Source organism: Chryseobacterium sp. Y16C (assembly GCF_022488405.1).
Lineage (GTDB): Bacteria > Bacteroidota > Bacteroidia > Flavobacteriales > Weeksellaceae > Chryseobacterium > Chryseobacterium geocarposphaerae.
Genome location: NZ_CP092711.1, coordinates 2242076 through 2256338 on the forward strand (window position 1 = coordinate 2242076; position 14263 = coordinate 2256338).

Sequence of the window (14263 nt, forward strand, 5' to 3'; positions counted from 1 at the left end):
TTATCTGAACTTGTTTTTGTAAATTTGTGTTCGAAATTTTTTACTAGATGAAAGAGAGTGCTGTAAAAAAAATTGCAGTTCTTACTTCAGGAGGAGATTCTCCGGGTATGAATGCAGCATTAAGGGCGGTAGTAAGGACCGCAAATTATTATAATATCGAGTGTTACGGAGTAAGAGAAGGCTATAATGGGCTAATCAATGATGATTTCCTGAAAATGGGACCTCGTTCCGTAAAAAATATAATCAACCAGGGTGGAACTATTCTGAAATCTGCCCGTTCCATGGAGTTTAAAACGAAAGAAGGCCGTCAAAAGGCTTATGATAACTGTGTAAAACATGGTGTCGATGCTTTGGTATGTATAGGAGGAGACGGAACTTTCACCGGAGCAAAAATCTTTAACGAGGAATTTGGAATCAGGGTAATTGGTGTCCCGGGAACTATTGATAATGATATTTTCGGAACTGATAACACCATCGGATATGACACTGCCTTGAATACGGCAATGGAAGCAATCGACAAAATCCGTGATACCGCAACTTCTCACAACAGGGTTTTCTTTGTGGAAGTAATGGGTCGCGACGCAGGTTTTATCGCTTTGAACAGTGGATTGGCTTCAGGAGCTTTGGATATTTTAATTCCGGAAAGAAAAGACAGTATTGATGAACTTTTTGTTAATTTCAGAAATGCTGAAAGAACAGGAAAATCCTCCAGTATCGTTGTAGTAGCTGAAGGAGAAAAATTAGCCAATATTTATGAATTAGCCGAAAAAACCAAGGCTGAATTCCCTGATTATGACATCCGTGTTGCCATCCTAGGACATATCCAGAGAGGTGGTTCTCCAAGCTGCGCCGACAGAGTTTTAGCAAGCAGACTGGGTTATGGTGCCGTAACAGGATTAATGGAAGGACAAACCAATGTAATGGCAGGAATGCGTTCCAACGATCTGGTATACACACCCATCGAAGAAGCCATTAAAAAACACAATGAAATCAATAAAGATCTTTTACTGATTTCAGAAATTTTAGCAATCTAATATTTTTAATATAATTTAAAACAAACTATTATGTCAACAATCAAAGTAGGTATCAACGGGTTTGGTAGAATTGGACGTCTTGTTTTCAGAGCAATGACTGAAAGAGACAACATCGAAGTAGTGGGAATCAATGACCTTATCGATGCTACATACATGGCTTACATGTTAAAATATGATTCTGTACACGGGATTTTCCCAGGTGAGGTTTCTGTAGAAGGAAACGACCTTGTTGTAAACGGAAAAAGAATCAGAGTAACAGCTGAAAGAGATCCTAACAACCTAAAATGGAACGAAATCGGAGCTGATTATATCGTTGAATCTACAGGTTTATTCTTAGATAAAGAAAATGCTGCAAAGCACATCAACGCAGGTGCTAAGAAAGTAATTCTTTCTGCTCCTTCTAAAGATGATACTCCAATGTTCGTAATGGGTGTAAACCACACTGAACTTACAGATGATATCAAAATCTTATCAAATGCTTCTTGTACAACCAACTGTTTAGCTCCTTTAGCTAAAGTAATCCACGATAACTTCGGAATCGTAGAAGGTTTAATGACAACGGTACACGCTACAACGGCAACTCAAAAAACTGTTGACGGTCCTTCAATGAAAGACTGGAGAGGTGGTAGAGCTGCTCTAAACAATATCATCCCTTCTTCTACAGGTGCTGCAAAAGCGGTAGGAAAAGTAATTCCTTCATTAAACGGAAAATTAACAGGTATGTCTTTCAGAGTACCAACTGTTGACGTTTCTGTAGTAGATTTAACAGTAAGACTTGAGAAAGCTACTTCTTACGATGAAATCTGCGCTGCGATCAAAGCTGCTTCTGAAGGTGAATTGAAAGGTATTCTTGGATACACTGAAGATGCTGTAGTTTCTCAGGATTTCGTAGGAGATAAGAGAACTTCAATCTTCGATAAGGATGCAGGTATCATGCTTTCTCCTAACTTTGTAAAACTTGTTTCTTGGTATGACAACGAAATGGGATATTCTAACAAGTTAGTAGATATGTTAGTACACGCTGCTTCTTTGTAATTAGCAAATAACAACAAATACAAAACCTTCCAAATTGGAAGGTTTTTTTTGTTGATTCGCTTACAACTCTTATCTTCAAATTCATATCTATAAGAATTATCTTAATTAAGCTATTAGCGATCCTATTCCGAAACCTGTTTTACAGTTCTACTTCCTATAGAAAACTTATAACCAAATTGAAACTGATAAAAAGCCTGATTATAACTGTTCCCGGCATCATTGTATGTTATAAGTCTTGTGAAAATAGCTTGATTCGGGTTTCCGTTAGGATGATAAAATATTTCTGCTTCGTGTTTTACCACAGGAATCCAGCTCGGTAGTTTAGACTTTTTATTTTCATCTTCTAATTTAGCTTCACCATTGAAATCTAGATAATTAAAACCCGAATATTCAAATTTGTAATTAAATCCAAAATTATTAAATCTCTTCACATTCACATGAATACCTCCACCATATTTTAATGCTTTAATAGTAACTTCATCTGGCTGTTCTTCAGTTCCAAGATTAGTTTGTGTAAGATTATAATCTACAATTCCATACAAAGAAATACTAACCGGTGAATTTTTGTGCTGCCATTTCAAAGTTTCTAAATGAAGTCCCATCGTAAGGAACCGCTTCTCAACCAATTCAAAACGATAATCAGCTATTGTATTTAGATTTACATATTTCGATTTATCATCAAACTTAGAGTAATTAACAAAAGGAGAAACACTGGGAATAACTTCTAACTGTCCCATAACTCTTTTACTGCCAAAAAATCTGAAAGGATATGGAAACAAATAGAATTTTGCCTTACCTTCAATTTGAGCTAAACCATTTTGAGATTGCCCAAATAATGCAAGAAAATCTGTATATGCTCTGAGTTCAACGATCTTTTCCAAATAAGTATCTTGCTTTATTTGGTAAGTTGCTCCACTTTTACTATTAGTTTTTTTACCTTCAACATCGTCCTGCGGAAGTTCTATTGCCAAGTCTTGCGGAATATAATGATTACCTATTTTATAGCTATACCCCATAACATCAGTAACTTTTATCAACAAATCTTCCATTGCCTCATCAGTATACCTATTAGCCAAATTTTTATTCGTAAAATCTTCTTTTCTTACAGAATATAGGTAATACATAAATCTTCTACTTCCATATTGAGAATAAAATAAAATGCTCAATCCTACTTGATTTGTAAACACATGCACATCTCCTGAATCATCAGCCACATAAACTACAATATCGCTAAAATAACCGTCTTTAATTTCCACTTTCAACTTTTGAAAACTATAACTTTGGTTTGGACATATATCCATTCCACTGTTATAAAAAAGAAACTTTTGTCCAGCTTTAGGAATAGTAATATCTCCTAAGTAACTTTCTTTACCCACATTCAAGAGTAAACTTTTTAGTAACTCTGTTTCTGTACTTTTTTTATTAGCAAATAAATCCTGGTCTATTATTTTATTCTCACCAAAATAGAGATATGTTTTAGTTTCCATTTTTTCAGATTTTACCGCTTCAGGAAAGCAACTTTTGTCTTCTTCTTTGAAGAAAGCGAATATATCCACAGTATCTTTGTTTTTCTTTTTTGTATTTTCTAAAACATTTTTATAACTTTCCACAAGCTGATATGTATTCTTGAACGACTTTTTCTCTTCTTGAATTTTCTCTTGTGTATTTTTTATTTTAATATTTAAATCTTCTGAAACAGTTGCAGTAAGCTCTCCTTTTAATATTTCAAACTCTTTTTCCAGTGTATGAATTTTTGTTTTGGACTGGTTATATTTTTCTTTTAAGGAATCAATTTCTTTTTGAACATCATAAACTTCCTGCCCGAAAACCATTCCCACCCATCCAAGCAGGAACAGCAATAAAATTTTTGTTCTCATGATTATTTAGTTTTAGTTATTAGTCTAACAAATCTCGTCTTTATTTCAACACTAAAAAATCACACTTTTGTGGTATTTTTAATAAAACTTTGGAAAAGGAAAGCCATTAAGTTTTTATTTCAACTGACAAATCTCACAACCTCGTTTAAATGAAAAACTTGTATTTTTATAGGAATGGAAAACACAATTTTACAACCGAGATTTAAGAATTCATCTCATTTCAAAGAATTTTGGACAAAAGGCAACGGAAATCAGCTTATTGAATTTTCCGGTGCAGAAGTCAGTTTTAATGATTTTGAAAAATTCGCGCCCTATTTTTATCATGTAGATGAAATCGGTGATGAGGTTGTAAGAGACGTTTATCTTACCAAAAAATTCCATGAAGCTTCTAAAGAAATTGAGCAGTATATCAGAAATGGCATTTCTGAAAATGATAACACACCTGAAAGTGTGAAAAAACTTTTTCTTCAAACCCAAAAAATCCCTGACTGGCTTGATTATGATTTAATTAAATCCGGTGCAGAGTTATGCATGAGAGCTAATCTCGATTCTCTGATTTCTTTAAGAGATTATTGTTTAATTGGTGGTTATGATTACGCTTACCTCAATAAACCTCTGATTGCAACGGAAGCACTAAAAAAAGGAGCCGTAAAACGTCTTTCAGAAACTTTGGACTTCTGGGTAAATGTTACAAGATATGACGCATTGGAAGTTCATAAGAAAGGATATGAATTTGCCATAAAAACCAGACTAATTCACTCTTATGCCAGAGTTTCCATCAAAAAATATTATAAAAACTGGGATACGGAAAATTGGGGTGAGCCGATCAATTCCTGGGATATGATGGCCACTTATATTGGTTTCAGCCTTGTTTTCTTACATAGCCTTCATAAATTAGGAAATACTTTTTCAGAGAAAGAGGAAAAAGGAATTTTTCACCTTTGGAAATATGTAGGCTATTTACTGGGAATTCCTGAGAGCCTTCTTCCCAACGATAAAAAACAGGCTACAGAATTTTTTTATTTATGGACTTCCATTCAGCCACCTGCTGATAAAGATTCTGTACTTCTGGCTCATTCTCTTCTCAATGAATCGCTGGAAAATCCCATTTTAAAATATCAGTTTCAAAGAAAAAATTTACGTTATCTTCATATTTGCTGTACATGGTTTCTATTGGATGATGAAGTTTGCAAGAGATTACAAATTCCTGATGTTTCTAACAAAAATGTTTTCCCGAAAGCAAAATGGCTGATCAATAAAATTTATGATAAACTAGTAAGCCGACAAGCCAGAATAAACAAAGGAAATAAGGACCAGATGAAAGTACTGAGCGATTATTTAAAGATTACCCACAACTCAAATTTTCATTAAGTACATCAAAATCCGAACTAACACATTCTTTTAATTTTGAATAAGTTAAGTATGAATACCTTATATTTTCATCACTTAAAAAATGATTTTCTGCAATAAATAATATTAGCTTTTCATTGAGAAATTATGTATTTTTGAGAAATTATAATTATACAGATGAGCAACGCAGACGATAAAAAGAAAGCACTTGCCTTAGTGCTTGAAAAACTAGATAAAACATACGGAAAGGGAACTGTAATGACTTTAGGAGACAGTTCTGTGGATAATACCATTGAAGTAATTCCTTCAGGATCCTTAGGATTAGACATCGCTTTAGGTGTTGGTGGTTATCCAAGAGGAAGAATCATTGAAATCTACGGTCCGGAATCTTCAGGTAAAACAACTTTAACACTTCATGCCATTGCTGAGGCTCAGAAAGCAGGAGGAATTGCTGCATTCATTGATGCTGAACATGCATTCGACAGAACCTACGCTGCCAAGTTAGGAATTGATTTAGAAAACTTAATTATTTCCCAGCCTGATAACGGGGAACAAGCATTAGAAATTGCTGATAACCTTATCCGTTCAGGAGCGATAGATATTGTAGTCATCGACTCAGTAGCTGCACTTACTCCAAAAGCGGAAATAGAAGGGGAAATGGGTGATTCCAAAATGGGTCTTCATGCAAGATTGATGTCTCAGGCATTAAGAAAATTAACGGCTACGATTTCAAGAACAAAATGTACGGTAATCTTCATCAACCAGTTGAGAGAAAAAATCGGAGTAATGTTCGGGAATCCTGAAACAACAACCGGTGGTAATGCTTTGAAATTTTACGCTTCTGTGAGAATTGATATCAGAAAAGCTTCTGCTCCAATTAAAAACGGAGATGAAGCGATCGGAAGCCGTGTAAAAGTGAAAATTGTGAAAAACAAAGTAGCTCCGCCTTTCAAACAGGCAGAGTTCGATATTATGTATGGTGAAGGAGTTTCTAAAACAGGAGAAATTCTGGATCAGGCCGTAGAACAGGGAATTGTAAAGAAAAGCGGTTCTTGGTTCAGCTATGAAGAAACAAAATTAGGTCAAGGTCGTGATGCGGTGAAAGACGTATTAAAGGACAATCCTGAACTTTCTGAAGAGCTGGAAAATAAAATTAAAGAAGAGATTGCTACTAAAAAATAGTAATCTGTTTGCATAAAAAACCCCGGCGGAGCCAAAGGCTCCGCCGGGGTTTTTTATGCATTTTTGGTAGCGGCGGCAAAGCCGCCGCTACCAAAAATGCAATTAAGGTTTATCCTCCGTCAACTCAAATCCCCAGTCTTTCCCTTTTTGAACCGCAGGTATACCTTTCGTCATCCAGACCGGAGCTTTAGCTCCTTTCAGATAATAATCAAAAAACTGCTGTTCACGAATCTGAATATCTTTTCTGTTCTGGCGCTTTATAAGATTATGATCATCACCATTATAGTTCAGAAGCCATACCGGTTTCCCAAGACGTCGTAAAGCTGTAAACATTTCAATCCCCTGATACCAAGGCACAGCTCCATCTTTATCGTTACTCATGATCACCACAGGAGTTTTCACCTGATTGATTGTAAAAAGTGGTGAATTTTTAATGTACAATTCAGGTGCTTCCCAAAGATTTTTCCCTAATCGGCTCTGCGATTTTTCGTACTGAAACTGACGGTTCATTCCTGAAGACCATCGGATTCCACCATATGCGGAAGTCATATTAACAACCGGAGCACCACTCCATGCTGCAGCATACATATCCGTATGAGCAATAAGATAGGCCACCTGATAACCTCCCCAGCTTTGTCCCTGAATTCCTATTTTAGATCCGTCAACCCAAGAATTCTGTTTCAGCTTTTCTACTCCGGAATTGATATATTCCATGGCTGATTCTCCGGGAAGACCATCAGCATATGAAATATCAGGAGTAAAAACCAAATACCCATTACTCACGAAATAAGAAATATTCAGTCTTGAAGGCGTTGGAGCCGGAGCTACATATCGATTCAGGTTATCTGAAAGCTTTTCATAGAAATATACAATCATAGGGTATTTTTTATTCGGATCGAAATCTTCCGGTTTATACAAAACTCCTGTAGATGCATTCCCTTTGAATGTTGTCCAGTTTATCAATTCACTCGTTCCCCAGTTATAATTACTTTGTTGTGGATTAGTATTGCTTAATTTTTGTTGTTCAGAAAAATCTGATGTGGCAAAAATATTGGGAGAATCTGTGTATGATTCTTTTACTAAAATATATTCTTCCGCGTTTTTCGCTTTCTGAAGACTTCTATATCCCCAGACATTCTCCATTTGAATTTTCACCGGATCAGAATTCGACTGAATTTTTGTTTTAAAAATCCCGTTTGCCTTGGATGTATTATCAAATGCTGATAAATAAATGAGAGCTTTACGGTTTATATTTTTAATATCTTTATCTAAATCGTAGGTATCAAATGTTATTTTATTTTTACGTCCGAATCCATTCGTAATATTTCTTGGCTTTTTTGATCCGTTCAGGAAAAATTCCCAAAGGTCATAACGGTCTTTGATAATCACCGACTCATCGTTGTCTGTCCAGGCTGCAATCCCATAAGCACCCGGAAAGTCCGGCATATCAAACTCTTCATCCACAAAAGAAACTTGTAATCCATTATTCAATGGAAGTGTCTGTTTGGTCTTAACATTATAGCTAAAATACATTCCTTTTTCCCTATCAAAAATCACGACAAATTTTCCGAGTGGAGATACCTCAACCGAACCGTTCAGATTTTTAATAATTTCCGTTCTGTTCCCCGTTTTATTATCAATAAGGAAATAGGTTTTCTTGGTTGAACCTTCCCATTGTGAAGAAATGCGGTTATTTAAACTTGTAACACCGATTACAAAATCAGCATTTCCATCGTTTACCAATCGTAAAGTATCCAAATCTTCACCATCAATATTTCTGAAGAAATCAGGCTTTTCCGTTTGCAAGACTGCAGCATAGGATTTTTTCAGATCATTTTTGAGTTCCTTCAGCTGTACTGTTTGCAGATAATCATCTTTATAGTTCCAGACATCCACAACAGCGTGATCGTTTGCAATCATGGCAGTATCTTTGGCAATAGGCTTCGGAGCAACCCCAAAATACAATTGTTTTCCATTTTTACTGAATATTGGGAAACGGTTTTCAGAAATCACCCAATTCTTTTTCATTTGGGCATTTTCGTTGGTTACCATTTCTTTTTTGCCAGTCTTAAAATTAAAATAATACAACTGATACAGTTTCACCAGGTCATTTTGTGCAGAAGAAGTTCCTACAAAAGCTAATTGGTTTCCCTCTTCATCAAAAGACAGCTGTGAAAAATCACCTTCCATTTCAGCAATCTTAATCACTGTTCCTTTTTGGAGATCAACTATCTGTACCGTTTCAAGGGCGTATTTCTTCGGTTTTGATTTATCATTATCCTTTTTTTCCGCAGCTTTTTCATCTTCTGAATCCTTCTCTCCTTTTTTATCTTTAGTTTTTTTCTCCTCCGGCTTTTTCGTTACAAAAGCTAGCTGTTTTCCACTTTTACTAAATTCATAGCGGATTACATTATCATATGTTGTACTTTTTCCATCCGGAAGATTTCGCACAACCAACTGCAAAGGTTTTGTATTTTTATCTTCATCTTTCTTGTCGTCTCCATCCTCTTTATCAGAAGCATCATCCGAAGATTTATCTTTCATATTTTCCAAAAGATAAGCGACATAAGAACCTCCCTTTTCAGGAATTTTGAAGTTTTTTACATTGGGAATTTTTTCTGTTATATTACTGAAAAGATTAACTATGGCAAGGCTGTCTTTTGTTAATTTATCCTGTTTCAGTTTTTTATCTTTTACCGCTTTTATATCTTTATATAACGGACGGATCTGGAAAACAGCAAACTTGGAATCATTTGTAAAATCTGCTTTTGTCGCTCTTGCAAACTGCTTTGAAATTTTATTTTTAGCGGAATATAGAAAAAGAGTTGAATTTCCTTCCTGCACGTCCACAGAATAGGAAATCCATTTTCCGTCATTGGAAATTTTCCTTGCTCCGATATTTTGCCAGTTATCATAAACCGAATGATCTAAAGGCTTTTTCTGTCCATACACAAAATAGCACATGATGAACAGAATAAAAACTGTACTTCTCAACTTCATTTTTAAATACTTTAAAGTTTAAAAATAAGATATTTCTTTGATAAAATTTTTATCAGTAGATTGATCATTATAAAAATGTCAAAATGTCACTTTTCATCAAACGGTATTTTTTTTGAGAAAGATTTGAAAGAAAAAATTAAAACTAAAAATATTATGACGAAAGGAAATATTAATGTATCTGTGGAAAATATTTTTCCGCTTATTAAGAAATTCTTGTACAGTGACCACGAAATCTTTTTAAGAGAATTGATTTCCAATGCAACGGATGCTACTTTAAAGCTAAAGCATTTAACGAGCATTGGTGAGGCGAAAGTTGAATATGGAAATCCAAAACTTGAGGTTAAGATTGATAAAGAGAATAAGACTCTTCATATTATCGACCAGGGAATCGGAATGACGGGTGAAGAAGTTGAAAAATACATCAACCAGGTTGCCTTTTCCGGAGCAGAAGAGTTTTTGGAAAAATACAAAGACTCTGCAAAAGATTCCGGAATCATAGGTCATTTCGGACTTGGATTCTATTCTGCTTTTATGGTTGCAGAGAAGGTTGAGATCCTAACCAAATCTTATAAAGATGAACCTGCCGTTCGTTGGATCTGCGACGGAAGTCCTGAATTTACTTTAGAAGAAACTGCTGATAAAACGGAAAGAGGAACTGAAATTATTCTTCATATCGCTGAAGACTCCGTAGAATTTTTAGAAGAAGGAAAAATCCGTGAATTGTTATTAAAATACAATAAATTCATGCCTGTTCCGATTAAATTCGGAACAAAAACCCATACATTGCCTTTACCGGAAGACGCCCCTGAAGATGCGGTTGCAGAAACTGAGGAAGTTGATAACATCATCAACAACCCTACTCCGGCCTGGACGATTGCTCCAAGTGAACTGACCAATGAAGATTATATGAAATTCTACCACGAATTGTATCCAATGCAGTTTGAGGAGCCTTTATTTAATATTCATTTGAATGTTGATTATCCGTTCAATTTGACAGGAGTTTTATTCTTCCCAAAACTGAGCAATAATCTAAATATTGAAAAAGATAAAATTCAGCTATATCAAAACCAGGTATTTGTAACGGATGAAGTGAAAGGTATCGTTCCGGACTTCCTAATGCTTCTTCGTGGGGTAATTGATTCTCCGGATATTCCTCTGAACGTTTCCCGCTCGTATTTACAGGCAGATGGTGCCGTGAAGAAAATCTCTTCTTACATCACGAAAAAAGTTGCCGACAAAATGTCATCTCTAATCAATGAAAACCGCGAGGACTATGAGAAAAAATGGAATGACATCAAAGTGGTTATTGAATACGGAATTGTAACGGAAGAGAAATTTGCTGAGAAAGCAGACAAATTCACATTATACCCTACAACAGACGGAAAGTATTTCTTGTGGAATGAATTAGAAGAAAAAATTAAATTAAATCAAACCGATAAAGATGGAAATTTAGTAGTTCTTTACGCTTCCAACGCTGATGAACAGCACAGTTATATCCAGTCAGCAAAAGATAAAGGGTATGAAGTTCTTCTGTTAGATTCACCAATCATTCCTCACGTGATCCAAAAGCTTGAAACTTCAAAAGAGAAAATTTCTTTTGTAAGAGTAGATGCAGATCACATCAACAATCTGATCAAAAAAGACGAACCAATCATCGCTAAATTGAACGAAACGGAAAAAGAATCGTTGAAGAAAAATGTTGAAGAAGCAATCAATGATACAAAATTCACGGTTCAGCTGGAAGATTTAGACAGCAATGATGCTCCGTTTACGATTACCCAGCCAGAATTCATGAGAAGAATGAAAGATATGCAGGCAACCGGTGGCGGCGGAATGTTTGGAATGGGCGGATTCCCTGAAATGTACAACCTGGTAGTAAATTCCAACAGCGAATTTGCCAACCAAATTTTAAATACAGAAAGTACTGAGGAAAAAGCAGGTTTAATTAAATATGCTCTAGATCTGGCAAAACTTTCTCAGAATCTATTGAAAGGAAAAGATCTGACTGACTTCATTCAAAGAAGCTATCAGAATCTGAATAACAAATAAATTGGCTATTTATATTGAGGTTTCGGGGCGGCTTTGCCGCCCCGAAACTTTTGTTTTAAAGTTCATCCATAGGATTCCAAAACAGTTTTTTAAAGTTCTTGATCCTAAAATTTTCTACCTCAATTCCCTCTGCTTCTAATCTTACCTGAAATTCCGGAACAGATAAAGTTCCCGAACTTGAAATGACCCGATGAGCCGGAACATCTTTCGGGCAGCCTCCCATCGCTTTTCCTACGTGGCGCGAATGATTGGGATACCCTACTGCTTTTGCAATCGCTCCGTAACTCGTTACTCTGCCTTCGGGAACTAACTTGGTAATTTCCCATACCTGTTGTTTAAATATTTCGTCCATAAAATAGCTGAATAGAATAAAGGTAAACATAATTTACGGACCTGAAAATAATTTTAAAATATTATGAATTCCTGATAATGCAATCGATTTCTTATCATAGATCAAGATGAAAAACTTTTAAGATGTGTAACTTTAGGTATCATTAATTCAAAAAATTATGGCAAATTTAAAAGGAAAAGTAATAATTGTAACAGGAGCAGCAATGGGACTTGGTCTGGCTGCAGCGGATGTATTAGCTTCTAAAGGAGCCGATTTGACATTAGTAGATTATAATGCTGCAGCTTTGGATAAAACCAAGGCTGATCTACAATCAAAATACCCGGAAAGTAAATTTTTAACAGTAGCTGCAGATGTTTCTGTAGAAGAAAACGTGAAGAATTATGTTGACCAAACCGTTAAAACGTTTGGAAAAGTTGACGGATTATATAACAATGCCGGAATTGAAGGAAAACAAGCCCCTTTGATTGATTATGACATCAATATTTTCAAAAAAGTAATTGATATCAACCTTTTAGGTGTTTATTATGGAATGAAATATGTGATCCCTGAATTACAGAAAAATGGAGGCGGAAGAATTGTAAACGTTGCTTCTGTTGGCGGAATCAGAGGGGTTCTGAATCAGACCGCTTACGTTGCAACAAAACATGCTGTAGCCGGTATGACAAAAAATGCAGCTTTGGAATATGGAAAAGATAATATTTTAACGAATGCTATTGCTCCGGGAGCTATTTTAACACCTATGGTTGCGGAAGCTTTTAAACAGGTAAATCCAAATGATCCCAAAGCAGCTGAACAAGAATATGCATCCAGAAACCCTACAAGAAGATTAGGAGATCCAATGGATGTTGGACATTTGGTAGCCTATTTATTAAGTGATGAAAACGGGTATGTTTCAGGACAGGTAATTGCCATTGACGGAGGGGAATCTAATATGTATGGAAATCCATAGAAGGATAATGCGATAAATAAATTTAATATGTTAGTAAGAAAATTGCCTGTCGAAATGATGGGCAGTTTTTATTTTAAATAAAACCGCATACTTTTTGAATACTATTAACAACCCCTAAAATATTTTATCATGAAAAAATCATTTTTCAAATTTTTGAATAAGATCAACAAAGCCATTCTTCCAAAACTGAGCAATAAAGATCCTAATAAGCTGACAAAATTTCAAAAAGGAATTCTGGCGTATCGTTATTTTGTGCTGGTAAACTCTTTAGATTAAATGAGTAAGAAGTCCTTATTTAATATTAGCAATTATTTTTCTGCACCATTCATAAAGAGGCTTTTCAATCCATAGATAAATAATAATAGAGCAGATCCACAATAAAATAAAATTGTGATCAGGCAAATACAGATATGACTTGAGCTTAAGATTAAAATAGCTGATATGAATAAGATAGAAAACAAAAGAAGCATTGCCCAAAAGAATAAATAATCTGGACGACAGTATTTTAGATATCAACGTTTTTTCAGATATTAATCCCCAAAAGAAAACAGCAATGGCAACAGGCAGAAACAATTCATGGATTAACCTTCCCTCCCATCGTTCTACTCCGTGTACGAAGTTATTTCTGGCAAAAAGAGCAATAGCAATCGTAAAAACTATAATTGCAATCCCTCCGTATAAAGTAGGATTTTTCAATCTTGCTAAAAATTCAATCCCTTTTTCTTTCTTCATCAGATAAGCCAGTAGCATTCCAAAAAAGAATTCTAAGCTTCTTGCGAAAAAAGTATTTCCCATCATGAAATTCAATGGATACAAAAATCCTTCAGGATTACCATTATACCAATGCAGGCCGTAACCTATTCCACAACTGAAAAGAAAAATCCCCAACAAAAATAAAATGCAATATTTCCAACTTTTCTTCAACAGTAAAAATAAAAGCGGAGACAGCAAATAAAAAAAGAACTCCACCTGAAGCGACCACGCCTGTACAATTCCTGAAACCGAATACTTTTCAAATAAGGAATACAACAGTGAATATTGCAGGAAATAAGTATTTACATTTCGGGAATATGCCGTATCAAAAAAGAAAAAACTCAGCAAAATCCAATACAACGGAAAAATTCTCGCGATACGAAGCAGAATATATTTTAAGTAAGATTTTTTTGATTTTAAAGGAGAATCTTCATAACGGTACGCCAACAAAAAGCCACTCAGAACAAAGAAAACCGTTACTCCGATATGCCATTCACTGATAAAACGCATAATCGGAAAAGGCAGATCATGACGCCAATATTTACGATTATGATATACAAACACCATAATCGCTGCAATGGCACGCATTCCCGTAAGAGCTTCGAATGTATTTTTCCTTAGATTCTCCAATACTTAAAAAAATAAAAGGCTTACATGATAAGCCTTTTACCTAAATTTATTA

General features: G+C 35.2%; 11 protein-coding genes. 7 read left to right on the plus strand and 4 right to left on the minus strand.

Features of this window, described 5'->3' with window-relative positions; translation table 11 throughout:
• Window positions 1–47: 47 nt before the first annotated feature.
• Together pfkA and gap are read left to right on the plus strand one after the other, a co-directional pair.
• Complete coding sequence (gene pfkA / locus MKS83_RS09950) at window positions 48–1034, plus strand: 6-phosphofructokinase (protein WP_100376691.1); 987 nt, start codon at window positions 48–50, stop codon at window positions 1032–1034.
• A 30-nt stretch (window positions 1035–1064) separates the two neighbouring features.
• Window positions 1065–2069 carry a type I glyceraldehyde-3-phosphate dehydrogenase gene (gene gap / locus MKS83_RS09955; RefSeq protein ID WP_029295781.1) on the plus strand — a complete coding sequence of 335 codons (1005 nt, stop codon included), beginning with the start codon at window positions 1065–1067 and terminating at the stop codon, window positions 2067–2069.
• Between the two features lie 122 nt (window positions 2070–2191).
• On the opposite strand, the gene MKS83_RS09960 is transcribed toward gap, so the two are convergent.
• Complete coding sequence (locus MKS83_RS09960) at window positions 2192–3946, minus strand: DUF4047 domain-containing protein (protein ID WP_240583037.1); 1755 nt, start codon at window positions 3944–3946, stop codon at window positions 2192–2194.
• 174 nt (window positions 3947–4120) lie between these two features.
• Between MKS83_RS09960 and MKS83_RS09965 the strand changes: the two genes are divergently transcribed.
• Window positions 4121–5317, plus strand: coding sequence for an oxygenase MpaB family protein (locus tag MKS83_RS09965; RefSeq protein WP_240583038.1), 1197 nt, complete (start codon window positions 4121–4123; stop codon window positions 5315–5317).
• A 156-nt stretch (window positions 5318–5473) separates the two neighbouring features.
• A complete protein-coding gene (gene recA / locus MKS83_RS09970; RefSeq protein WP_240583039.1) occupies window positions 5474–6478 on the plus strand; it encodes a recombinase RecA in 1005 nt (334 codons plus the stop codon).
• Between the two features lie 102 nt (window positions 6479–6580).
• Here recA and MKS83_RS09975 read toward each other — a convergent pair whose 3' ends face one another.
• Entirely contained in the window at window positions 6581–9478 is a 2898-nt protein-coding gene (locus tag MKS83_RS09975; protein WP_240583040.1) for an alpha/beta hydrolase family protein, read from the minus strand.
• Between the two features lie 153 nt (window positions 9479–9631).
• Here MKS83_RS09975 and htpG point away from each other — a divergent pair, with 153 nt between their 5' ends.
• Complete coding sequence (htpG, locus tag MKS83_RS09980; protein WP_240583181.1) at window positions 9632–11527, plus strand: molecular chaperone HtpG; 1896 nt, start codon at window positions 9632–9634, stop codon at window positions 11525–11527.
• 55 nt (window positions 11528–11582) lie between these two features.
• On the opposite strand, the gene MKS83_RS09985 is transcribed toward htpG, so the two are convergent.
• Window positions 11583–11879: an MGMT family protein gene (locus MKS83_RS09985; protein WP_240583182.1), complete on the minus strand. Its 297-nt coding sequence runs from the start codon at window positions 11877–11879 to the stop codon at window positions 11583–11585.
• A 157-nt stretch (window positions 11880–12036) separates the two neighbouring features.
• Between MKS83_RS09985 and MKS83_RS09990 the strand changes: the two genes are divergently transcribed.
• Both MKS83_RS09990 and MKS83_RS09995 read left to right on the plus strand, forming a co-directional pair.
• The gene (locus MKS83_RS09990; RefSeq protein ID WP_240583041.1) at window positions 12037–12828 is read left to right on the plus strand and encodes a glucose 1-dehydrogenase; all 792 of its coding nucleotides are present in this window, start codon (window positions 12037–12039) and stop codon (window positions 12826–12828) included.
• Between the two features lie 129 nt (window positions 12829–12957).
• Complete coding sequence (locus tag MKS83_RS09995; RefSeq protein ID WP_240583042.1) at window positions 12958–13104, plus strand: hypothetical protein; 147 nt, start codon at window positions 12958–12960, stop codon at window positions 13102–13104.
• 15 nt (window positions 13105–13119) lie between these two features.
• Here MKS83_RS09995 and MKS83_RS10000 read toward each other — a convergent pair whose 3' ends face one another.
• Window positions 13120–14211, minus strand: a complete 1092-nt coding sequence (locus tag MKS83_RS10000; RefSeq protein ID WP_240583043.1) for an acyltransferase family protein — start codon at window positions 14209–14211, stop codon at window positions 13120–13122.
• Between the last annotated feature and the right edge of the window lie 52 nt (window positions 14212–14263).

Excerpts from the sequence above, each read along its gene's own strand:
- MKS83_RS09985 (WP_240583182.1), bottom strand. The coding sequence starts at position 11,879 with ATGGACGAAATATTTAAACAACAGGTATGGGAAATTACCAAGTTAGTT.
- MKS83_RS09960 (WP_240583037.1), bottom strand. The coding sequence starts at position 3,946 with ATGAGAACAAAAATTTTATTGCTGTTCCTGCTTGGATGGGTGGGAATG.
- MKS83_RS09995 (WP_240583042.1), top strand. The coding sequence starts at position 12,958 with ATGAAAAAATCATTTTTCAAATTTTTGAATAAGATCAACAAAGCCATT.
- MKS83_RS09990 (WP_240583041.1), top strand. The coding sequence starts at position 12,037 with ATGGCAAATTTAAAAGGAAAAGTAATAATTGTAACAGGAGCAGCAATG.
- htpG (WP_240583181.1), top strand. The coding sequence starts at position 9,632 with ATGACGAAAGGAAATATTAATGTATCTGTGGAAAATATTTTTCCGCTT.
- gap (WP_029295781.1), top strand. The coding sequence starts at position 1,065 with ATGTCAACAATCAAAGTAGGTATCAACGGGTTTGGTAGAATTGGACGT.
- recA (WP_240583039.1), top strand. The coding sequence starts at position 5,474 with ATGAGCAACGCAGACGATAAAAAGAAAGCACTTGCCTTAGTGCTTGAA.
- MKS83_RS09965 (WP_240583038.1), top strand. The coding sequence starts at position 4,121 with ATGGAAAACACAATTTTACAACCGAGATTTAAGAATTCATCTCATTTC.
- MKS83_RS09975 (WP_240583040.1), bottom strand. The coding sequence starts at position 9,478 with ATGAAGTTGAGAAGTACAGTTTTTATTCTGTTCATCATGTGCTATTTT.
- pfkA (WP_100376691.1), top strand. The coding sequence starts at position 48 with ATGAAAGAGAGTGCTGTAAAAAAAATTGCAGTTCTTACTTCAGGAGGA.